This is a genomic window from Maribellus comscasis, from assembly GCF_009762775.1.
In the GTDB taxonomy this organism is placed as follows: Bacteria; Bacteroidota; Bacteroidia; order Bacteroidales; family Prolixibacteraceae; genus Draconibacterium; species Draconibacterium comscasis.
On sequence record NZ_CP046401.1, the window covers coordinates 598,548 to 621,542 of the forward strand.

Annotated in this window: 16 protein-coding genes; 4 read left to right on the top strand and 12 right to left on the bottom strand. The window is 37.1% G+C overall.

The features are described from left to right. Positions 1 to 116: 116 nt before the first annotated feature. The gene (locus GM418_RS02515; RefSeq protein ID WP_158862822.1) at positions 117 to 1,172 is read right to left on the bottom strand and encodes a FecR family protein; all 1,056 of its coding nucleotides are present in this window, start codon (positions 1,170 to 1,172) and stop codon (positions 117 to 119) included. Between the two features lie 133 nt (positions 1,173 to 1,305). After that, the gene (locus GM418_RS02520; RefSeq protein ID WP_158862824.1) at positions 1,306 to 1,890 is read right to left on the bottom strand and encodes an RNA polymerase sigma factor; all 585 of its coding nucleotides are present in this window, start codon (positions 1,888 to 1,890) and stop codon (positions 1,306 to 1,308) included. Between the two features lie 479 nt (positions 1,891 to 2,369). Between GM418_RS02520 and GM418_RS31440 the strand changes: the two genes are divergently transcribed. Together GM418_RS31440 and GM418_RS31445 are read left to right on the top strand one after the other, a co-directional pair. Then, entirely contained in the window at positions 2,370 to 2,729 is a 360-nt protein-coding gene (locus GM418_RS31440) for a hypothetical protein (RefSeq protein WP_217447691.1), read from the top strand. A 41-nt stretch (positions 2,730 to 2,770) separates the two neighbouring features. Further along, positions 2,771 to 3,109: a hypothetical protein gene (locus GM418_RS31445; protein ID WP_217447692.1), complete on the top strand. Its 339-nt coding sequence runs from the start codon at positions 2,771 to 2,773 to the stop codon at positions 3,107 to 3,109. 749 nt (positions 3,110 to 3,858) lie between these two features. Here the strand turns inward: GM418_RS31445 and GM418_RS02530 are convergent. The 7 genes from GM418_RS02530 to GM418_RS02560 all read right to left on the bottom strand — a co-directional run bounded on the left by GM418_RS02530 (position 3,859) and on the right by GM418_RS02560 (position 16,284). Then, positions 3,859 to 5,157: an IS1380 family transposase gene (locus GM418_RS02530; protein WP_158862826.1), complete on the bottom strand. Its 1,299-nt coding sequence runs from the start codon at positions 5,155 to 5,157 to the stop codon at positions 3,859 to 3,861. 344 nt (positions 5,158 to 5,501) lie between these two features. Next, entirely contained in the window at positions 5,502 to 7,838 is a 2,337-nt protein-coding gene (locus GM418_RS02535) for a GH92 family glycosyl hydrolase (protein WP_158862828.1), read from the bottom strand. A gap of 309 nt (positions 7,839 to 8,147) precedes the next feature. Beyond that, positions 8,148 to 9,455 (bottom strand): sulfatase-like hydrolase/transferase, encoded by a 1,308-nt coding sequence (locus GM418_RS02540; protein ID WP_158862830.1) that lies wholly within the window; start codon positions 9,453 to 9,455, stop codon positions 8,148 to 8,150. A gap of 168 nt (positions 9,456 to 9,623) precedes the next feature. After that, positions 9,624 to 11,069 carry a RagB/SusD family nutrient uptake outer membrane protein gene (locus GM418_RS02545; protein WP_158862832.1) on the bottom strand — a complete coding sequence of 482 codons (1,446 nt, stop codon included), beginning with the start codon at positions 11,067 to 11,069 and terminating at the stop codon, positions 9,624 to 9,626. Positions 11,070 to 11,091: 22 nt separating this feature from the next. Further along, on the bottom strand, positions 11,092 to 14,505 hold the full coding sequence (locus tag GM418_RS02550; RefSeq protein WP_158862834.1) for a TonB-dependent receptor: 3,414 nt from the start codon (positions 14,503 to 14,505) through the stop codon (positions 11,092 to 11,094). 81 nt (positions 14,506 to 14,586) lie between these two features. Further along, complete coding sequence (locus GM418_RS02555; RefSeq protein ID WP_158862836.1) at positions 14,587 to 15,594, bottom strand: FecR family protein; 1,008 nt, start codon at positions 15,592 to 15,594, stop codon at positions 14,587 to 14,589. A 159-nt stretch (positions 15,595 to 15,753) separates the two neighbouring features. After that, positions 15,754 to 16,284, bottom strand: a complete 531-nt coding sequence (locus tag GM418_RS02560) for an RNA polymerase sigma factor (protein WP_158862838.1) — start codon at positions 16,282 to 16,284, stop codon at positions 15,754 to 15,756. Between the two features lie 316 nt (positions 16,285 to 16,600). On the opposite strand from GM418_RS02560, the gene GM418_RS02565 reads away from it, so the two are divergent. Beyond that, positions 16,601 to 17,335 carry a toxin-antitoxin system YwqK family antitoxin gene (locus GM418_RS02565; RefSeq protein ID WP_158862840.1) on the top strand — a complete coding sequence of 245 codons (735 nt, stop codon included), beginning with the start codon at positions 16,601 to 16,603 and terminating at the stop codon, positions 17,333 to 17,335. A gap of 675 nt (positions 17,336 to 18,010) precedes the next feature. Here the strand turns inward: GM418_RS02565 and GM418_RS02570 are convergent. The 3 genes from GM418_RS02570 to GM418_RS02580 are packed head-to-tail and all read right to left on the bottom strand — an operon-like array spanning position 18,011 to position 22,237. Next, positions 18,011 to 19,804: an alpha-L-fucosidase gene (locus GM418_RS02570; protein WP_158862842.1), complete on the bottom strand. Its 1,794-nt coding sequence runs from the start codon at positions 19,802 to 19,804 to the stop codon at positions 18,011 to 18,013. A gap of 43 nt (positions 19,805 to 19,847) precedes the next feature. Beyond that, positions 19,848 to 20,984: a carboxynorspermidine decarboxylase gene (gene nspC / locus GM418_RS02575; protein ID WP_246222810.1), complete on the bottom strand. Its 1,137-nt coding sequence runs from the start codon at positions 20,982 to 20,984 to the stop codon at positions 19,848 to 19,850. A gap of 59 nt (positions 20,985 to 21,043) precedes the next feature. Beyond that, positions 21,044 to 22,237 (bottom strand): saccharopine dehydrogenase family protein, encoded by a 1,194-nt coding sequence (locus GM418_RS02580; protein ID WP_158862844.1) that lies wholly within the window; start codon positions 22,235 to 22,237, stop codon positions 21,044 to 21,046. A gap of 183 nt (positions 22,238 to 22,420) precedes the next feature. Here GM418_RS02580 and GM418_RS02585 point away from each other — a divergent pair, with 183 nt between their 5' ends. Beyond that, positions 22,421 to 22,984 (top strand): nitroreductase family protein, encoded by a 564-nt coding sequence (locus tag GM418_RS02585; protein WP_158862846.1) that lies wholly within the window; start codon positions 22,421 to 22,423, stop codon positions 22,982 to 22,984. The last annotated feature ends 11 nt before the right edge of the window (positions 22,985 to 22,995 follow it).

Genomic DNA, 22,995 nt, shown 5'->3' on the forward strand with positions numbered 1-22,995 from the left:
CTGTAAAGTGAAGCGTACAGGGTAATTTTTACAATCTTCGGGGAAATGTTCATAGCATTTCCCTGTTGTCTTTTAGTGAATTAGTTTGTTCATTGGCAATTTAGTTTGATTTGACTTTATTTCTTTTTCTTAATTAATATTATCTGCTTCGAAAATGTTCCGTCCGGATTCTTTGAACGTGGTAAGGCATGGTAGCTAATCGGTGTTGCAAACGACAATAAGTCAAGTATTTGAAAAAGTGGTTCATCAATAAAGGTTACTGTATATTTATATTTTGCCACCTCCTCAGCGACCTCTATTTCGACATTGAACATTTGACTTAATCTTTGGGCAACCTGATCTATCGATTCATTCTCAAAAACCAATTTACCATCTTTCCAGGCAATGTATTTCTCCACTTGTTCCTGAGATGATTCCATCATACATGTTTTCTTTGTATATATAACATGCTGACCGGGTATCAACTCTTTTGTGTTTTCGATATCCCCATTATTTTGTATTTCTTCTACTATCACTTTCCCTTCTATCAGTGTAGTCGAAATATCATTATTTTCGGGGTATGCATTAACATTAAATTGTGTACCAAGTGCCTTAACCTTTATATTACCGGCACTGACAACAAAAGGTTTATCAGGGTTATGGGCTACATCAAAATACGCTTCACCAATTAAAGCTAAACCACGAGTTTCTCCTGAAAAATTCTGCGGGTATTTTATCCGGCTTCCACAATTCAAATGAACTACTGATCCATCTGATAGTTCAAAAACCGTTCGAGAACCAACCGGTGCTATCACTTCCAATGAATCGACAGAAACAGTTGTAATTTGATTTATTAACCGGTTATTTTCTGAAACTGTATAAAATAAGAACGCCAAAACCGGGAATAAGATTATTGCAGCAGCTTTTGTTACCCTGCTCATTAACCGCCTGCTTTTTATTTGAACCGTACGAATCTCTTCAATATTCAATTTATGGTGGATTTTATCAAGGAGGGTATCCAGCTTTTCGTCTGAGACAAAACTATCTTCTTCCTTAAATTGCTGCCAGTCTACCCTTCCAAACTCCTTACTTTCGGTAAAGAAGGACTGTTGCTTCATCCAGTGAATAACTTCTTTAACTTCCTGCGGAGTACAACGGTTATTCAAATATTTTTCCAGCAAATCTTTTGTCATTTTTCTTTTTCTGAACGGGACCTCAAAATTGCTGAGGTCCCGAAAACTAACTAAACTATCAACTAATGATATCTTTTACAAGTTATACAACAAGGATTGCAAACAGGACTAATAAAAATGATATTTTTTTTGTCTATAAGAATAAACTAACAAACAAGCTACTAATTAACAAGCCATTATCAAGCTTGCTTCTTAAAAAAGAAAGTGTAGTTACCAGATGGTTTTTTACCGTATGTACTGAAATGCCTAATTTTTCTGCTATTTCTTTATGACTTAACTCCTCTTCGCGGCTTAGTTTAAAAATCTCCTTTTGGCGGGGTGACAACTCATTTAACAGGCCCTGGTACTTCAGCTTTAATTCCTTATAATGAATTTCATCGGTAAGTTCGTATGCCTCATCAATATTCTGAAGTGATTTTACGTGTTCTACATACTTTTGCTCGGTTGCCCGTTTCTTTAACAGATTTACTGTTGCATTGTGGGCTATTGTGAAAAGAAAAGATTCAAAAGAGGAATAAATATTCAGTTTTTCCCGGCTTTTCCAAATCTTTACAAAAACCTCCTGTACAATTTCTTCGGTATCTGCTTCTTGTTTTACATAACGAAAAACAAAACCATATAATCTCCTGGAATATTTTTTGTAAATAATATCAAATGCCGACATGTCTCCATTTTTCAAGAGTTTTACAAGGTCGGTATTTGTATCGGTCTTTTTCAAGATTTAGTTAAATCATTAGGATTACAAAAGTATTAATATAATTTAATCACAAAAATCAACAAAACATGATACCTTTCTTTTTTAAAAGTTTTTGACGCAGAATTAAATAACTGCAATTAAAGAGAAATCTTGTCAGAGACAAGTTTGATAAATTGAAAAGGTAAGTATCTCATCTCAAATCCCATACAACCATCGCTCAAAACAGTAATTATTTTTCACTTTTCCGGTTTTAGAAAAGAATGTTTTCCAGCATCTTCCGGGACTTTGATTCTTTTTTCTCTCAATTAATTCTTAAATTGAGCTACTTACAAACCCGAAAAACATGGAAATAACCTTGAATACAAAAAAAAACAACTGACAAAAAATTGTATTTGACCCTGAATGGCAAAAAAAACCGGCAAGCTTTAACGGAGCCTGCCGGCAGAGATCAATAACGCCCTTTGAAGGGCATAATATTAACATTGTAAAATTACAAAATTATGGCAAACATTGATGACTACAATGCCCGGTTATCCGACATCAAGGCAATTCCTGATGAAGAAACCCTGGAACCGGGTATTCCTGTAGATGTTGCTTTACAGGAAGCCGAAAACCTCCATCACTGGAGTTTAAACGATGCCGCCGCATTGGCGGTGGTTGGAATTACTTCCGACATGATTAACGACCTGCCCGTACGTGCAGGCGCCTGCGCGAGGCACAATCGATTTGGAACAAAAACTACCGTTCGCAACAGGAAGCCCAGAAAGAATGGGCCGAACAGGCACCTGAAGCCTACGCTTTCCGCGACGACCTGCTCGCTTCGCTTCGTTTTGCTTACAGGAAAGACGATGCCCTCCTAAGCCGTGTAAGTGCTATTACCGATGGCAGCGGCCATGCCGACATGATACAGGACCTGAATGACATCGCCGTTTTGGGCCGCGAAAATCCCAATCCGCTTACGGCTATTGGTTTCGATCTCACACAACTCGACCTGGCGGCTACCCGGGCAGATGAGCTGGCCGATCTGCTGGCTGAAGCCAACGGCGACAAAGCCGATCCCAACGAATCGAAAATCATCCGCGACAAGGCCTACACCTACCTGAAAGCACTGGTGGATGAAATCCGTGAAGCCGGTAAATATGTTTTCCGAAAAGATAAAAACCGATTGAAAGGCTATTCCAGCGAGTACTGGAAAAAACTACACCGAAAACAAAGCAGCAATCAGAATGATGTGACTTAATATTTATTCTGCATCCGGTTGGGGCGTCCTGCGAGCAAGTAGGGCGCCCTGCTTGTTTTATCTCCTCCCTGCAAGGACTTTATGCAATCCTGCAGTGCAGGATTCAAAAACATTACCGCAGGAAGGGTAAAAAAGCTGCAGGATTGATCAAAAGCGATGCAGGAACAAAAAAAAGTCCGCAGGGAGTGGATAATGTATTGCAGGACTGACCTTTGACCTTTCCTAAAATAGCTTGACAGATTATTACTTTATTTACTGGTAGGAGTAAATGATTTTTTCTCATTTACACTGTTTTACAAATCTACTAAGTTTTTTCTTACTGTTTTTTCCTGTATTTTTACTATTCGTTTCTGCAAAGTCTGACATGCTTTTGTTTACACCCTAAAATTAGCAACAGGTAAATTTTATTTTCCTGTATTTTCTTTCGATTTTATTTTTTATCACTCCCCGGCATGACTCTGACCCGGGTATTAAATATTAAATATCCTGGTTGTGGAGTAGCTCCTGTAATAGCATCTACAGCGCTACCGCGCGATTGCACCTAAAATCCGCAAGTTTCATATTTGCTAACAATTTTATTGTATTGACAGATACTGATAATCTAAAATGGACTCAATAATAGGATTATCAAGCAGATTGAAATTATTCATTTTACAGTTACAGTGGTGGTTTTATAGTTTGGGCAATACATATTTATTGGAATTGTTTCTTCCTCAATTCTTCGTTTAGGGGTTAGCTGGTTTCTGGTTTTATGTTCTGAAATCGAGTGATCCAAACAACCTTAGTTTTACTTGTCTTCCTGATTCAACCCATTTACCGGGAATGCAAATAAAACGAAAGATAAATTTTTTAATCCTGAAATTTGCCGATAAAAATGCTACTCTTTTTGAAAATGTTTCAATAATGTGAGTGTATAAGTTTCTGCACATAGCCATAATCAGTAGAAACACAGTATTCTGTTCCAGTTTTGAAAAAGGCATTTTATCCCACCCAAAATCATTTTTCAAAATATCGAATTCTCTTTCCTTTGCTCCCCTTGCATTGTAAAAGAACACCACTTCATCGTCTGTCATGTCGAAGTCGTTGGTAAGAATTGGACTATAAACACAAGCTTCTCCGGTAAAAGCGTTTATTTGTCCATCTCTTCGAGCCTCTTTGGTTATTACCAGCCTGTATTGTTTTAAAGAATTTGTTTTGGCATTGTTACCTCTTGCGTGACGCTCAAAAGGAGTGTAGGTTGTTGAGCCCCTGAGTAATATTTTGTCCCCTGTTTTTACTTCTTCCCATTTTTTGATGTTGCCAATAGCTTTTTCAAGGGTATCGGTCATTCTTGCTTTTATGAAAAACCGCCTGGCATTTTTTTCAATTGCTTTTATTATCTCGTAAGTGTACGATGCCGAATCGGCACGTATAACATCAATTGTTACCCCAACTTCATGAAGCAAAGAGCACATTCTTTCGATAGTTTCATGTTGCAGGACATGGGCGTTACTACGACCATTCCGGTTTTCAACATAAATGATATGATTGTTAATTATTCCAACTCCCGGGCAATAACCATTCTCCTTTTTATAGGTGAGTTGTGCATCAGCTTTTTCTGTATAAATTAGTGTATTATCATAGTCTATGATCACTTTGTTCTTTTTGAATCCAGGAAGTAAGGTCAACATTTTAATATTTAATCGGTTTAATTTTTCTGCCAACGAAAAATGGTGTTCTGCCTTTCCTCGTTTTGTTCCAAAATATTGTGGGACATCAGCTAAGGATTTAAGGCGGTTCAAAACCCGGTCGGGGCTGGGAATACTGATAAATGGGTTACTCCGAAAGCCCTCCTTTAGGTTAAGAGACAGATCTTCGGCACAATCGCCCCCACAAAAAAATACAGACCAATAAGACATTACTATATCAAACCAATTGTATTTGCTTTGTTTGGGCAAGGCTGGCAAACTAGTATTTAACAAAGTGTTGATTTTTAAATTAATTGCCTCCTTGATAACAAAATTTAATCCGCCAAAGGCCGAAACAGGTTTAGAATTTAATACTTTCATATTTGGTATTTTGTAGCAACACCAATTTAGGTGAACATGCCAAAGCTGTAAAGCATTCATTTGAATAGTTTTACAGCTTTTTTCAACTATAACATGCGGATTTTAGGTGAAATCACGCGGGAGCGGGGGTTCTGTCTGTTGTAAATTGGGGCGTCCTGCAAGAATACAGGGCGCCCTTTTGGTTTCTGAACCTCTCTGTTACACAATTACCTTTCCTGTACATTTTGGGGCTCTTCCCGTTAAACAGGACAGGAAAAAAATGAACAGGGTTCTGTAAAAATGGAACAGGACAACAAAAGAACCTACATTGACCTTTACTAATAGACTTGATAGAATTATGTTTATTATTCCACTCCCCATTTTTTATTAGGTTTACTACCAAGAGTTAATTTTAAAAATCCGCCGTTTTTGAAATCCTCATGAGAAAACCAGTACTTATTCCATGCTTTTCCATTCAGAATAGCATTTTGAATGTAGATGTTTCTATCACTATTATTCTCTGTATCAATAATAAAATCTTTCCCTGGATAGTAATTACTATCTAGATGTATAATAATTTTTTTGAAAATAGGACTGGTTATTTCATAAATCGGATTTGCAGAGGCACCACCATCCATTTCAAATAAACCAATAGCCATCAAAACACCTAATGCGCCCATCTGACCTTGGTCTTCATCTCCTTTATAACCACCGTATGGTGTTATATTACTATATTCATCCTTTATTTTCCTAACCCAATATTGCGTGAGCCAAGGTGCTCCAGCATGATTAAACAGGTGAGCCATACCTGTACCAGGTTGGTTACAATAATCTGTCCAATTTGCATCATTTTTAATTTTATGAGAGGCCATACAAAACCCGTTTAATTCTGACTTTTTGAACTGTTTATCAAGTTTCTGAACATACCTATCACTCCCCCCGTTTAATTTTATTAAACCAGAAATATCATGCGGAACAAAATGAGAGTAAATAGCAGAATTACTCTCACAAAAACCTGATAAAGCTAAAGGATCAAAATTATTTACCCAGTTACCATTCATATCTTTTGGTTGAATATAACCAGTTTTTGCATTCCAAAGATTTTTATAGTTTTGCGAACGTTTCATAAAATATTCAAAATCATCGATTTTATTCATGGTCAAGGCAAGTTGAGCTAAACACCAATCCTGATATGCATATTCAAGTGTCATGGAAGCACTCGCCTGACTATGATAGCCCTGAATATTGGGTCTGTCATGAGGAACATAGCCTTGTTTTATATAATAGGAAATACCACCACCTGATGGATTAAACCGATGTTCGTATCCAGCCCGTTCCCGAATTCCTCCGGGGAAAGCATTTTTTTGCAAGCCTTCATATGCCAACTTTGTGTCATAATTACGAATACCTTTATTATACGCTGTAGCGAAAAAAGAAGATGCTGGATCACCAATCATAACATAGGAATAATTACCACCAGTAACGCCACGCGGTATCAAACCTCCATTTTGGTAGATATCAACCATTGTATTGCAGAATGCATCCATTACTTCAGGATAGACCATTGACCATAAAATATTCAAGGACCATTGACTTCCCCACCAAGCATCAAAATTATAATGTGGGAAAAGAGGTACCCCCTCTTCACTTAACCTGACTCGCCTAACTCGCGGATAAGGGCCTGTCATATCCATATATTTTCCATCAACATCACTAACAGTACGACGACCTAACAAAGAATGCCATAAGTCAGTATAAAACTTTACTTGCTGTTCGTTTGTTCCTCCTTCAATTTCAATACGACTAAGCCAGTTATTCCATTCTTTAAATGACTCTTCTTTTACTTGTTCAAACTCCCAGTGAGATAATTCTGTTTCTAAATTTAATTTGGCTTGTTCTACACTTACATAAGAAATTGCCACCTTTAGTAATATCTCTTCATTTTCTTTAGTTGAATATTTAACCGCAAGTCCAGAATTCCAGCCTGAAATCCGTTCAGGATCAGTATTTTTTACAATTGAACTATCTTTCCATGTTATGATACTTTGAAAAGGTTTACTTAATCTTGCATAATAATATACAGGAAAATCTTTGGGACGTCGAATAATGCCCTCCATAATTTCATAGCCAGCTATATCAGTGTCATTTACTCTCCAAGCTTCTGCATACACTGTGGAACCATGCCCCACATGAGCACCTCCATCAAAAAGAATATAGCTTTGCTCACTAGCAGGGAATGTGTATTTATGAAATCCCACACGTGTAGTGGAAGTTAATTCTACCTGAACCCCGTAGTCATCTAAAAAAACTTTATGAAATCCAGGTTTTGCAATTTCACCTTCATGTGAATATTTTGATTTATATACTTCCATTCCCTTATGCCCTTGGAACTCTCCAACTGTTGGCATAACAGCAACACCACCCATTTCCCAAGCATGTATATGGCTAAAGCAACGAATATGATCTTCATCGTAAAGATATCCGGACCCCCAATCACCCTTCGTCCACATATCCGGGCTTAAATTTACCATACCAAAAGGGCGACAGGCAGAACTAAAATAAAACCAACGTGTTCTTGGAGCACCCGTATCAATAAATGGATTTACCAAATCTGTTGGACTCATATCCTGAGCCCAAACATCGATTACAAACAATAATGAAAGAAAAAGTAATATATGTTCTTTAAAATTTAGATTACTCATTTTAATACTTTTAAAATTAGACGACTAAAATTTATTGATTCTTGTTTTCTTATCTGTTTTATTTTCGCTTTTCATGAAAATGAAATTTGAAAGTGAATACTACATACCAAATTCGCGTTCTTTTTAAGATCATTATACTGATAAAATAATTCCTTGTACATATTTATTGAGATTTTTCATAGCGTTTGGTATGTCTTCGCTGATTCCTTCTAATTGTAGATTTTCCCTAAATTAAGGATCAGAACAAGCATTAGAATAAAGTATACAATTCACCGAACAAAAAAAAAAAAATTTTATATACATATAATTTCAATTGTGATAAACTATTGTGTCACAATCTACTGATTCTTCCCAAATTCTTAATTGTTTAACCAAACGGTCTGCTATTTCTGGATGTTCTTCAATAAGATTATTTGACTCACCAGGGTCAGCTTTTAAATCAAATAAAAATCGATTGTTATTTTCAGCTTTTTCTATTAGCAATTTCCAACTATTATCTCGTACTGCCCAATATTCTGGTGAAGTTTTACGAACAGGCCCCGATTTTATACGCCAAAAAAGAGTACGTTCCTGTTCCGGTTTATCCCCAAGAAGAATTGGCATTAAGTTAATTCCGTCTTCTTTCTCATACTTAGCGTCAAAATTCGCAAGCCGAAGAAATGTTGAAGACCAATCCATTGTAATTCCTACCTGAGCTGTAACTTCTCCGGCAGGCAATACTCCATGCCAACTGGCTATACACGGAACCCTGATACCCCCTTCCCAAAGTGAAGCCTTGTAACCAGTAAAGGGGGCATTTCTATTATAGGGTGCGTAATGGGCTCCACCGTTGTCAGACGTGAATACTACAAGGGTACGATTGCTAAGTCCAAGATTCTTTATTTTTTCTAAAACCCGTCCTATTTCAGAATCCATATATTCTACCATTGATATATACGTTTGTGGATCCTTCTCTTGTTGCCAGGACTTATGATTTGGGCGGACATCTTTTTCTTTGTCGTTTGGCCCCAAATAAGGAAAGTGAGGTGCAAGATGAGAGAGGTACAGGAAAAAAGGATGTTCTTTATTATTTTCTATAAACTCAATTGCCTCTTCTGTAATTAGATTCGTTGTGTAACCTTTACGTATAATTGTATCATTTCCTGACCACAGGTCATATACACCTATTCGATCCATATGCTCGAAATAATGATGATTTCCTCCGAGAATTCCAAAGAAATTATCAAAACCTTGTTGTAGAGGGCGCCTTTCAAAATCATATCCCACATGCCATTTTCCAAACACCCCGGTGGTATAACCAACAGACTTTAACGCATTCGCAATGGTTTCACCATCTACTTTAAGACCTCTCCCCATTTCCTGATAGTACAATGCATCGTCCATTCCTAAGCGCTGTTGATACCCCCCCGTAAGTAAAGCAGCACGTGTGGGTGAACAAACCGGAGCATTTGCATAAAAATCGGTAAATCGAAATCCTTCGGTGGCCAAGTTGTCAAGATTTGGCGTATGAATATCACTACATCCGTAACAACCTAACTCACCATAACCAAGATCATCCGCCATGATAAATACAATATTTGGGCGCTTATCTACTTTTTCACTATTTGGCTTTGACATACAGCTAAACATGCTTAATCCGATCATGAGAATAGCTATAAATTTATTAAGGTATTGTTTCATAAATTATACAATATGATAAATGGAATATCAGATGTGCCTATTAAACCTAACATACTAATAGGATATTTAAAGGCACATCTGTACATGTTGATTATTCTTCGTAAGCTAGTATCCAGGGTTTTGAGGCAGAATATCTGATCCTACTTTATCTATCTCGGATTGAGGGATAGGAAATAAAAGCCAAGTATCGTCGGCATTTTTCCCTAGTGCATTTAATACTTCAACAGCCCTACCTGTTCTAACCAGATCGAACCATCTAACACATTCAAACATTAATTCACACCTACGTTCCTTTTCCATTGCCATTCTGAATGCATTAATATCAGGTATATCTATTTGGGTTAACAGATTTAACCCGGCCCGGTTACGAACTTTGTTTAATATTTCAAGTGATTGTTCCGGAACATTACCTGATATTTCTGCCAGAGCTTCCGCATATAACAGATATGCGTCTGTATATCTTAACATTGGCCAATCCATACCGGAGTTTTTAGAACCTATATCGTATAAATAATCAAATTTTACATTAATCCAATGCCCGTCAATCCATTGATTAATATCTAAAGCCAAATAATTATCTACTATATTGACATCTTTTCTAATATCTCCTGATTCGTATGACTCAACTAGCCCGTTCTCAAATTGTACATGCCGGGCAACCTCTCCAAATTTCCCGATAAATGCATTTGCATAACTAGTAGCTTCCCCTTCATTTCCGGCCTTAAATAATATGGAAAAAATTATCTCTTTCCCTTTCTCATTTGAACCGTCATCAGCAAATATTTCCTGATATGTTTCGGCAAACTCATAAGGACTATTAAAAAGTATATCTTCCAACAAAGGTTTTGCTTCTGCCCAACGATTTTGATTATATACCTTGCCACTAAGTGTAATAAAAACACGTGCTAATTCGCCTTCTGCAGCGTATTTGGTAACCCGGCCATATTCCTGATCCGATACTATTTCTGGTAAATTATCGATTGCAAATTTAAAATCGTCCTCAATTAGATTATAAATTTCAAAAACATCAGTTCTCCCTATATCTAAAGCTTCTATTGAGTTTATTTCATGCTTTACAAGGGGAACAGCACCAAAAAAACGAACCAATGCAAAATATGCTTCTGCTCTGAAGAATCTTGCTTCTGCTTTTATTCTGTTTTTGGTCGTTTCTTCAAATGAATTTATATTATCAATTTTGTCAAGAATAATATTTGCGTTGCTTACAACCTTATAAAAATTTTTCCAATAACTTAAAGTTGAATTTAACAACCAAATGTTTGAACTTATTTCATATTCTACATAGTTGAAACGATGATATGTATCACCCCTGAATTCTGTCATTCTTGTCCAATCACCCGGGACAATATTTTGCCATGAATCATAAACAGAAACTATTGCTGTTTCAAAATCAGACTGAGTTTTATAAAACGAGTTCACATTAGCCTGTGAAATTGGGGCGAGATCAAGAAAACTTTCGTTACAAGCCGATAACATGGCAATTATGCAAATGGTAACTAATATCTTGATTTTTTTTATTAAACTATTTTCCATGATACAACTTTTTTAAATATTTCTAAAATGATACATTTATTCCAAATAAAAAAGTACGTGACGAAGGGTACATCCCATAATCATTACCAGCGGCACGTGCATCTCCATTATACATATCAACTTCAGGCGAAAAACCGACATCATAGTGATCCCATGTGTAAAGATTTTCTCCCTGGATGTAGATTCTTAAAGCAGAAAGATTTATTTTATCGGTGATTCTTTTGGGAAAAGTATAGCCTAATGTAATATTTTTCAACCGAAGATAATCTCCGGGATATATCATTCGACTGGTAAATTCACTACTAGCCCCTGTTGGAGATCCCCACATCCTTGGAGTCATTCCATCCCCTGGTTCCTCGGGTGAACGCCACCGATTTACCCAGTGTTTATACTTAACATTATGAGCTCCCTGAGGCCTGTCAAATTGCCTGCCAATAGTGTTAAATATATGATTCCCTCCAACTCCGTTAAAGAAAATGCTTAAATCAACATTCTTAAAACTAAGCTGGCTAGTCAAACCCCAAAAATATTTTGGGATATTACTTCCTAATATCTGACGGTCATTCGCATCGATAACACCATCTGGAACACCATCTGGACCACTATAGTCTTCAATAATGACATCTCCAGGTTGACTACCAGAACGATGCGGAGTTGCATCTATTTCTTCTTGTGTATTATAAACCCCAATTTGTTTATACATATAATATGACCCAATAGGATAGCCGACCATCGTAATATTATTATCTTCAAAACCACCAAAAATTGGGGTATCATTGGGACCAAGTTGTAATACATTATTTTTATTAAATGTAATATTAAAATTAGTAGACCACTTTAATTCTTTGTCAATATTTATGGTTGACAATTCAAAATCCCATCCTTTGTTTTCAATCTTACCATAATTCTGAGTTTCAGTTGAAAAACCTGTAATTGTTGGTACAGGTACATCCAAAAGTAAGTCATTAGTTTGTTTGTTATAATAATCTACTGCAAACAAAATCCTGTTATTTACTAATCCTAAATCTAAACCGATATCTAAAGAAGCTGTTTTTTCCCAACTTAAATTTGGGTTAGAAATTGAATTCGGTTTCATTCCTGGAGTCAACATCTCGCTTGTTCCAAAAAGATAATATGAATTACCCATATTAGCTATTGCGGAATAGTTTCCAATATCATTATTTCCGGTTTTACCCCAGCTTACTCTTAATTTTAACCGATTGATGGTTTGATATTGTTTTATAAAATCTTCCTGTTCAATCCGCCATGCTCCTGATATGGATGGGAACCATCCCCACTTTGTATTCTTTCCAAAGCGAGAGCTACCATCCCTTCTAATACTTGCCTGAAACAGATACTTATCACTAAACGAATAATTCACACGCCCAAGGTATGAAAGAAGAGACCATTCACTCATACTCGTATTCGCAACATATTCTGTTGCTGCATTTAATGTTGGGACATAATCATTTGCAAAACCTGTTCCTTTGATGTATGCAGATTTATTTTCTTGCTTTTGAGCAGTGAAACCTAACAAACCATCTACCTTGTGCTTTTCTTTTAATACTTTATTAAAACTTAAAATATTCTCATTAAGCCAGTTCAATGATTCATTTCCCCAATACTCTCCTTCAGGAGTTTGATTTCTCATAATTATCTGGTTCTTAAACATATCCCTTCGAACATTAATTACTTTTGCCCCGAAATTATTTTTCAAGCTCAATCCAGGTAAAATTTCAATATGGGCATAAACATCCATTAAAATCTGATTTCTAACTTGTTCATCTTTTAAATGTTCAATAATTGCTAGATTCTCAGGAGATCTATTTGCTAATGAAAATGTAGAATATACGTCAGATTCTCCCCAGTACCCCAGTCTGGGAGGTAGAATCGGACTGGAAAGGAGAGCATGATGGACAATACCTTCCTTCATTTCTGTGTCTTTATCATGAGAAATAATACGCATTGGAGTAAGACTTAAACCTATAGTTAAAAAACTGTTAATATCGGCGTCAATATTTGCACGCGCTGAGTATCTTATATAATCTGTATTTTTGATTATCCCCGTTTGGTTATAATATTCTCCAGAAAAAAAATACCTAACATTTTTTGTTGATCCCGATGCAGACAAAGTATAATTTTGAGTAGTTCCAGTCTGGAGTATAGCTCCTAAATGATCATAAGAAGGAAGATCTGGATCATTTAGTAAATTTTGATCATACCTATAATTATATGGCCTATCTAAAGGCAAAACATCAAGACTTCCTCCTGATTCAATCCATTTCCCATCTTTCTCATCAGCTATTAATTCCATTTGTTCCTTAGCATTTAACATTTCAACTCTCCTTTCAATGTTTGAGATACCGGAATAAATATTTAAATGCATTTTAAGTTCCTGACCTTTTTCCCCTCTAGTTGTCGTTACAATCACAACTCCATTAGATCCCCTTGATCCATAAATGGCAGCCGATGCGGCGTCCTTTAATACTTCAATAGATTCAATATTCGAAAGATTTAAATTAGCAAACGTCTCTGCATCAACAGGAAAACCATCTATCACATATAATGGATCCGTTCCTGCAGTAATTGACCCAACTCCACGTACTCTGATATTCGCGTTCTTCCCAGGTTTACTGCCACTCTGTTGGACATAAACACCTGCCATTTGTCCTTGTAAGGCCTGATCAACTCTGGCAACAGGTCTTACTTCTAAATCTTCACTATTTATCTTTGCTATTGAACTAGTAAGTTCACTTTTTTTCATTGTACCATAGCCAATAGCCACCACCTCTTCAATCCCAATAGCATCCTCTTCCATTGTTAAGTCAATCACCGTTTGTCCTCCAACAACTATTTCTTGTGTCCGCATCCCAACAAAAGAAAACTGTAATATTGCATCACCTGGAATATTTGCTAATGAATATTCGCCATCAGCATTCGTTACCGTTCCCTGGGTAGTTCCTTTTACTACTACTGTTACTCCCGGGAGTGGTTGGCCTGAAGAATCAGTTACTTTCCCTGAAACCGTTTCCAACTGCTGTGAACCAATAACGAAGCTAATATTTGGAGTACCTTCCTGATGTATAACTATCAAACGATTATCCACAGTATAAGTAATATCCGTTCCTTCTAAAACAGAGTCTAGTATTTTTTCGACCTGTTTATTTTTAAAATCGACATCAACTTTTTTACTCAAATCAACCTGTTTAAGATTGTAGATAAATGAAAACTCAGATTGGTCTTCAATCAATTCAAACACACGTTCAAGCGACAGATTTTTACCATTTAGGTTTAATTTTGTTGTTTGAGAATAGCTGGAAGCAGAGACCTGCAGCAAGGCAGCAAATAAAAACAGACAAATTAATCTCATAATCCGATAAATTTTGGGAAGGTCATCAAACAGAAAACTCTTCCCCTGAGTTCGTTTTTTTTTCATAAATTTGAAATGTTAATTCAATGATTAAATGTTATTGATTATTGAAAGGTGGTTTGTCCTGACCGACTCTCCACCTTTTTTTTATTTCACTTTATATCTGATTTCGAATTCTCTGAATCCTGTTTTTTTATAATCGATGGGGGTCGTTAACTTTAGAGCATCCAGCACCTGCCAAATCGATTCCTGGTTTCTGAAATTTCCACTGTACAACATTTCTTCCAACTGAGGTGCAGTATAAGTAAGACGAACATCATACCAACGTTCCAAACGTTTTATTAATTCAGGAAAAGCAATTTCTTTAAACCGAAACTCTCCTCCTTTCCACGATGACTCTATTTCTACATCGCTTTCCGATACGCTGTATTTTTGTTCTTCTCTATTTAAATAAAGCTGTTGACCGGGAGCAATACCAACAGCAGGTTTCTCTTTTTCCAACTGAATTCTAACTTTACCTTCCAAAAGCGATACTTTTGAAAAACTATCGTCGGCGTACGAGCAAATATTAAACTGAGTACCTGTAACCTCTACATCAAAATCGGAAGTTCTCACTATAAACGGATGCTCTTTGTCTGACTTCACCTTAAAAAAAGCTTCGCCACTCAAACTCACTTCACGATTTTTGTTGGTAAATACGCCCTTATATTTTAATTCGGATCCGGAATTTAGTACCACATTTGTTCCATCGGGCAAGTTTACCTGAGAACGAGATCCCATTGGAACCTTAAATGAAACCAGTTCTGTTTTACTTCCTGTTACATCCTCTCCCCGCGTAAGCATATTAAGCAGAAATGCACTAAAAAAAACGACAGCTATAACGGCCGCAACACCGGCAATCGTTTTCCATAAGGAGAGAGTCTTTCCGACAGAATTATTTTGGTAAGCCTGTCTTTTATAAAAACGAAGCAAAGCGTCTTTTGAATTGTCCTGTTCTTTTTTGGATGCATCCCAGGTGTCTTTAATCTGATAAAACAACTTTCTATTTTCCTCTGATGACTCCAACCATATTTTAAATGTTTCCCGGTCTGCGGAAGTGCTTTCTCCATTTAAGTGACGGGCAATTAATTGTTCGATATTCGTTTTTTGGTTCATTTTCTATTCGCATCTATATGCTAATACACCTTTGACGTAAAAACTACGTCAACGAATTAGGAAAAAATTATTTTTTGTTAAATAAACATTCTCAATTAGCAGATTATGTGACGATAAAGCAAATATAAAAGAAGGAAACTCTAACAGTAATTTTACAATTCAATCAGATTCAAATATCATGTTTACCAAAATAAAAATTTGTCTCTGAGTGAGCATTTTTTTTAAGGCAGACAAAGCCCGAAACAATCGGGTCTCAACCGTCCGTAAAGGAATATTTAACTTTTCAGCTATTTCTTTATTTTTTAAACCTTCAAACCTGCTTAATTCTATAACCTCTTTATAATCTTCTTTTAACAAAGAAATTGCCTCGTAAATATTATTCAGATCCTCTTTCTCAATCAATGACTTCTCTCCGCTTTTGTAAAAATTCAGCTCTTTAAATACCTCATATCCTTTGTGCTTGTTTACAACGGCCCGATGCCTATGGTAATTCAGACAACTGTTCCGAACCGAATTAAATAAGTAGGACTTTAAATGTGCATCCTCAAGTTTGTACTTTTTATTTTCCCACACAACCATAAATATTTCCTGTAAAATATCATAAACATCATTTTCGTTATTTATGAATTTCTTTCCGTACAAAAATAAAGAATGGTAATAACTTTGAAATATTTGGTCGAAATCAGTCATCAATATCTCCGTTTAAACCAGGAATTATTTTTCCTTATTTATCCTACAAATTGTATAAAATAATTTGTTCCCGGGTATAAAAGGTTTTAAATAGTCTTCAAAATGCAACAAAGATATATTTATAGAGCTTAATTGTAAAAATAATCGATCAGGAGTTTGATATAGCATCAATTTCAGAGAAGAACTATCATAGAAAATGGCCTTAAAACAGCCTTTCATCCATATCTATAAAAACTCTTATGAAAACGATATAAAAACACTAATTTACAAACACTTTTAACTAACTTTATCTGGTATTCTGTAAACAAAAGTCAAAATGAAATCTTACCGGATAATACTTATAACTGCCATTTTTTATTTTGGTTGTCAAAACCCGAAACCTCAGGTAGAAGAAACCGTTAATCTGACACCCGCAAAAGAGGGGATTACAATCGTAACAAGGCTGTATGAGAATTCGGCAACTGCAGTTGAGTATGAAATTCCTATTGTAAAAGGGACGAGCATAAAACACGGGATTCAAAAAAGATACTATCAACATGGCAGTTTATACTCAGAAATCCCTTACGTTGCAGGAGAACGGGAAGGAACAGCTTACACCTACTACCCTGTCAACGGAAACGCAGAACCCGTTATCTGGAAAAAGCAGTCTTACAAAAAAAATAAACTGGACGGCATTTGCAAAAGATATCACCGCGACGGAACGCTTCAGGCCGAATACGAATACAAGGACGGACTTCCGGCAGTTGGATTAAAAGAATATTATCAATCAGGAAACCAGATTAAACACCCTGATTTACTGCTTAAAAAAGTCAAAACCCTGGAGAATTATTATATTACAGCCCGTTTATCAGATGGTTCAAAAAATGTAGATTTTTTTATAGGTAATTTAGCTGAAGGAAAATATTTACCTGAAAACTTAAAAGGATTACAGGTGGTAAAAGGTGTGGGCGAAATTCTTATTCCGTTAACTACCCAAAACGTTACAATTACTGCGGTAAAATTTACCGATTACAAAAACCGTTATATCGTTTCGAAATCAATTACTTTTTGACAAAATTCAAATATATAAAAACACAAATGGGAACTACTCTGTAACGAATAGCTCCCATTCACTTGAGGTAACCGAAGTTTCCTCTCGTGCCAGGCTACGGTTATTGTGACCGGCTTTCTTCAATTCTTTCGAATTTGATTTCTGCCCTTTACCTTCCGGTTTAGCCTTCTACAGCGTAAACTTTTCAGCATTCCGTTCGGCATTCCGGATTACCTTCCTGGACGAAGTGTCATTCAGTGTTTATTCTTCTTCCTTTCGGTTGTTGAATTTTCTCCGGTTTTCCAGGTTTTACCCTTTTAAACCGTGCAGTTTGACATTTTCGACCGTAGTCGTTTTTGTCTCCTGCCTGATGACTCAATATTAAAAGAACGTCTGGTGTTCTTCCGATAATTGACTGAACTTTGATTTCCAGACTGTCAAGTTCAAACTTCGGCTCTTTCCGTGTGCCATCCCGAAGGTTGGTTTGAAAGGTTCCGGTTTCAACTAAGTAACTTTTCCCGTTTCCACACTTTCAGAGCTGTCTTTTATCGCTCACCTGATGAATCAAAATTAAATAAATATTAAATTTCAGGCAAGACATTACCAAGTGTTTATATTCACTATGTTTCAACCGGTGATATTAACAATTGTTGATAACCAAAATTATTCCAACCGAATAAAACCCCGGATATTCTTCTATTTAAGCCACGCCCATTGAAACAGGATACTTTCACCCTCTGCAGGAACCACTTCCAGTTCCACTATATAAAACCCTTTGTCTGCAAAATAAAGCGCACCCAAAGGATTTGATTTGTAATTATCTATCACCCAATTGGAATTTGCTTCCCCAACGGTTTTACCTGTATTTTCTACTTCATGCACAAGACTCCCCCCCGCAGCGCTGACTTTTATCATGCCACTGCCGTTTTTATTTTGAAAACTGTAGGAAACATCAACTGATTTTTTACCCGGCTCATCCACATATATTTTCCACAAAAACTTCTGAGGCTTAAAAATAGTAACGTGTTCAGGAATCGTCCCTCCCCTTTCCTTTTTCTCAATCTGAATTTCATCTCTGTTTTCATAGACATTTCCGGGAGTCAAAGAAAATCCGCCTTCCTGATTTTTTGCCACCAGGCCATCTTCAATTTCCGGTTTTGTTTTATACTCAACTACGATAACAGAAACATACGGATCGGGCTGCAAAGAAGGCAATTCAATTTCTGTAAAAACATTTTCAGAACTAAAATGGAGCGGGCTCTTTTGTTTATCTGCCAACAGGTAAACTTTCTCAGGCTTTGCTTTTATACCTGTCAAATAGAGCTTTTTACTCAGCGGCCAATTAAAAACATGCAGAAACAGTTTTTCTCCATTTTCTGTTTTCCTGCAGGTAATCTTTCCCCAGTCATGCAAATCTTTATCCAAATCAAAGGCTTCAGCTCCGTAAATCGATTCTCCGTTTACATTCAACCACTCTCCCATTTCGAGCATGCGCTGTTGAATTTCAAAAGGCACATCACCATTTGCACGAGGGCCAATGTTTAACATGAAATTTCCATTCAGGCTTACATTATTGATAAGCGATTTTAGCAGCGTTGATGTTGACTTCCATTGCGAATCGGAAGAATGAAAACCCCACGAATGTGCAACCGTTGCCGGTGACTGCCAGGGAAAATCTTCTTTTTTGTCACCAAGTTGATTATCACCCAAAGTTTTGAAATCAATATCGGGATCTTCTTCTATGGTCAATCCGAGACGGGAGTTCACCAAACAATTGGGTTGCAACTCCCGAATTAAGTTTTTGAGCTGCAACAACTCCTCTTTCGAAACGATTGCCTGCGAATGGTCAATCCACATATCGAACCAAATCATGCCAATTTCGCCATAATTGGTCAACAATTCCCGCATCTGAGGAATCACTTTTTCCTGCCAGTATTTGTCGTACTCTTCTTGTGAAATCGGATTTAATTCCATTGTGTGATCCCAGCCAAACGGATGTTCCCAATCCAGCCAATGAGAATAGTACAGTCCCAATTTTAAACCGTGCTTTTTGCAGGCATCAGCCAATTCTTTTATGATATCACGCCCGGGATTTGTGTAGTCACCCAAATCATAATTACTCACTTTACTGTTCCACAAACCAAATCCATCATGATGTTTTGCGGTGATAGTAACATATTTCATCCCCGACTTCTTAGCCAGAATTACCCATTCTTCAGGATCAATTTCATCCCAGTCAAATCGGTCGAGCAAAGTCAGATACTCGTCTTTTTCAATACGGTTTCGGTAAAAAATCCATTCTGCATAATCATTATCATTACGCAGTTTTTCACCTTTCCAGTGACCTTCCGCACCACTGTATACTCCCCAGTGTATAAACATTCCAAAACGCGCATCGGCAAACCACTTTGCCCGCTCATTGGTCTGACTCTGACCAAAAACAGACAAAGCCATAAAAATCAAAAATGAAAAAGAAAGAACATGTTTCATATCGTTTATTTTAGTTTAGGTCTATTTTAGAATAAAAATTACTTCAAGAAAGCCTTCCTTTGAAATCTTCGTAATAAAATTTTCGGACAACTTTTAATTCATCATTTTCGGTCCAAATGGTAATAGCCGGGTGATTCACACCATTAAACATCGTTGTTTTTACCATTGTATAATGAATCATATCCAGGAAAACAACCTGTTCGCCAATTTGAAGTTCGTGTCCAAAATCGTAAGCTTCCATAAAATCACCAGCCAAACAACTCACTCCTCCCAAGCGATACAAATATTTACTTTTTTCGTTTGGATCTTTTGCACCTATAATTCTCGGGCGATAAGGCATTTCAAGCGTATCGGGCATGTGGGCAGTAAATGAAACATTGAGAATAGCGGTTTTTATCCCTTTGTGCTCTACGATATCCATCACTTTTGAAACCAAAACTCCGGTATCCCAGGCAATGGCACTTCCCGGTTCCAAAATGACTTTCACATCGTATTTTTTTCTAAAATTCTGAAGCAACTGAATCAAATGGTCGTGGTTGTAACCTTTGCGCGTCATTAAATGGCCACCGCCCATGTTCACCCATTTTACCTGAAGCAGGTACTTTCCAAACTTTGTTTCCAAATTTTGAAGCACCTTTTCCAAACTATAGGAATCAGATTCGCACAAAACATGAAAATGAATTCCTTCAATGCCTGCCGGAAGTTCATCCGGAAATTCATCGCTTCCAACTCCCAAACGCGAACCGGCGGCACTCGGATTATATAAATCCGTCTCTACATCAGAATATTCTGGATTCACCCTAATTCCACATGAAACAGGATGATCAGCTTTTTGAGTTTCCGAATAAAACCGATTGAATTGATTAAACGAATTAAAGACAATGTGTTTTGTGTATGCCATCAACTCCGGAAACTCGTTTTCAAAATAAACCGGAGAATAAACATGCGCACGTGTTTTCATTTCCTCAAAACAAAGACGGGCTTCGTTAAGCGAACTGGCGGTTGCACCGCTTAAATATTCGCGAACCATGGGAAAAGCGCTCCACATAGCAAAGCCTTTAAATGCCAGAATTATTTCAATTCCGGCTTCGTTCTGAACCCGATTTATCAGTTGCAGATTTTGCCGGAGAAGTTTTTCATCCAACACAAATGCCGGCGATGGAATTTTTGAATAGTCCAAGGTAATAAATTTAAAGAAAGAGAGCCTCGTAAAAAACGAAGCTCCCGAATATGAATAAATTAAACTTCCAAGTCAAGATTAAATTCTTCGTTCCAGGGTAGGCCGTGTTTGCCAATTTCCGCCATGAACGGATCCGGATCGAATTCCTCCACATTAAACACGCCGGTACCACTCCATTTTCCGGTAAGTACCATTTTTGCACCTAACATGGCTGGAACTCCGGTTGTATATGAAACTCCCTGCGTTCCGGTTTCCTGATAAGCAACCTGATGACTGGCATTGTTCCAAACATAGTAAGTTTGTTCTTTGCCATCTTTTAAACCTTTTATGCGGCAACCGATTGACGTTTCACCTGTATAATTTTCACCCAAATCTCCCGGATTGGGAAGAACAGCTTTCAGAAATTCCAGCGGAATAATATCAACACCTTTATATTTTACCGGGTCGATTCTCGACATTCCGATATTCTGAATCACACGCAGATGAGTTAAATATTCATCACCAAAAGTCATCCAAAAACGTGCTTGTTTTATGGTCGGGAAATTTTTCACCAGCGACTCCAATTCTTCGTGATAAAGCACATACGAATTACGTGCCCCGATATTTGGATAATTAAGCGCCTTTTTGATTTCGAAAGGTTTGGTTTCAACCCACTTTCCGTCTTTCCAGTAACGCCCGTTCTGGGTTATTTCGCGAATATTAATTTCAGGATTAAAATTGGTTGCGAAAGCTTTTCCGTGGTCGCCACCGTTGCAGTCAACAATGTCCAAATAATGAATTTCATCAAAATGATGTTTTGCTGCGTAAGCGGTATAAATACTCGTCACACCTGGATCAAAACCGCAGCCCAAAACAGCCATAATTCCTTTTTCTTTAAAGCGCTCCTGGTAAGCCCACTGCCAGCTGTATTCAAATTTTGCTTCGTCTTTAGGTTCATAATTGGCAGTATCCATGTAATTTACCCCAGTTTCCAAACAGGCATCCATAATTGGAAGATCCTGATACGGAAGCGCAACATTAATTACCAACTCCGGGTTGAAACTATTTATTAAAGCAACAACTTCCGGAACATTGTCGGCATCAACCTGAGCCGTTTGGATTCGTCCTTTACCAACTTCTTTGGCAATTACATCACATTTTGATTTTGTACGACTGGCCAGCAAAATTTCAGAAAAAACATCCGGGTTATCAGCACATTTACTTGCAACTACCCGGCCAACTCCACCGGCTCCAATTATTAAAACTTTACTCATTTTCAACCGTTTATTTACAGGGGTATTTCCCCATCATCATTTCAAATTGTTTAAAATACGTAAAAAATATACACGAACAAATTAAATACTTTTTAAGAATAAACATCATTCATTTTCCAACTTTTATAAAGAACAATCAACATTTTGTTCTTTTTCCAGTTTAATATAAAAATTCTAATAATCATGAATATAAATGACACTATAAAAAACCGCAGGGCAACACCGCCACGGTTTATATCGAAAGAAAAAATTTCGGAAGAAACAATCAAACAATTGCTTGAAAATGCCAACTGGGCACCTAATCACAAACAGACTGAGCCCTGGAGATTTAAAGTTTATTCGGGAGCAGCAAAAGAAAAACTGGCAGATGATATTTTTCTCCAGCTTGAAGAAAAAATGAAAGAAGGGGCAAATGTAAATGCTCAAAAAGCGGAAAAACTACGCGAAAACATTAAGCGTGTTCCCGTAGTAATTTCAGTCGCGATGCAACGCGACGAAGCTCAACGAATTCCTGAATGGGAAGAAGTGGCCGCCGTTTCAATGGCAGTTCAAAATATGTGGCTCACGGCAACAGAAATGGGACTCGGCGCTTTCTGGGCGACGCCTTATTTTATATCTTTGCTTCACGACATTTTGGAAGTTGAACCGGGCCAGTTGCCAATGGGATTCTTTTACGTGGGAAAAGTTGCGATGGATTATCCTTCTCCCGGGCGCGGACCTGTCGATTCCAAAGTGGAATGGAAATAAAACCTAAATCG

Excerpts from the sequence above, each read along its gene's own strand:
- GM418_RS02570 (WP_158862842.1), bottom strand. The coding sequence starts at position 19,804 with ATGAAACATGTTCTTTCTTTTTCATTTTTGATTTTTATGGCTTTGTCT.
- GM418_RS02545 (WP_158862832.1), bottom strand. The coding sequence starts at position 11,069 with ATGGAAAATAGTTTAATAAAAAAAATCAAGATATTAGTTACCATTTGC.
- GM418_RS02560 (WP_158862838.1), bottom strand. The coding sequence starts at position 16,284 with ATGACTGATTTCGACCAAATATTTCAAAGTTATTACCATTCTTTATTT.
- GM418_RS02530 (WP_158862826.1), bottom strand. The coding sequence starts at position 5,157 with ATGAAAGTATTAAATTCTAAACCTGTTTCGGCCTTTGGCGGATTAAAT.
- GM418_RS02540 (WP_158862830.1), bottom strand. The coding sequence starts at position 9,455 with ATGTCAAAGCCAAATAGTGAAAAAGTAGATAAGCGCCCAAATATTGTA.
- GM418_RS02515 (WP_158862822.1), bottom strand. The coding sequence starts at position 1,172 with ATGACAAAAGATTTGCTGGAAAAATATTTGAATAACCGTTGTACTCCG.
- GM418_RS02535 (WP_158862828.1), bottom strand. The coding sequence starts at position 7,838 with ATGAGTAATCTAAATTTTAAAGAACATATATTACTTTTTCTTTCATTA.
- GM418_RS02565 (WP_158862840.1), top strand. The coding sequence starts at position 16,601 with ATGAAATCTTACCGGATAATACTTATAACTGCCATTTTTTATTTTGGT.
- GM418_RS31445 (WP_217447692.1), top strand. The coding sequence starts at position 2,771 with ATGATACAGGACCTGAATGACATCGCCGTTTTGGGCCGCGAAAATCCC.
- GM418_RS02555 (WP_158862836.1), bottom strand. The coding sequence starts at position 15,594 with ATGAACCAAAAAACGAATATCGAACAATTAATTGCCCGTCACTTAAAT.
- GM418_RS02550 (WP_158862834.1), bottom strand. The coding sequence starts at position 14,505 with ATGAAAAAAAAACGAACTCAGGGGAAGAGTTTTCTGTTTGATGACCTT.
- GM418_RS31440 (WP_217447691.1), top strand. The coding sequence starts at position 2,370 with ATGGCAAACATTGATGACTACAATGCCCGGTTATCCGACATCAAGGCA.
- GM418_RS02585 (WP_158862846.1), top strand. The coding sequence starts at position 22,421 with ATGAATATAAATGACACTATAAAAAACCGCAGGGCAACACCGCCACGG.
- GM418_RS02580 (WP_158862844.1), bottom strand. The coding sequence starts at position 22,237 with ATGAGTAAAGTTTTAATAATTGGAGCCGGTGGAGTTGGCCGGGTAGTT.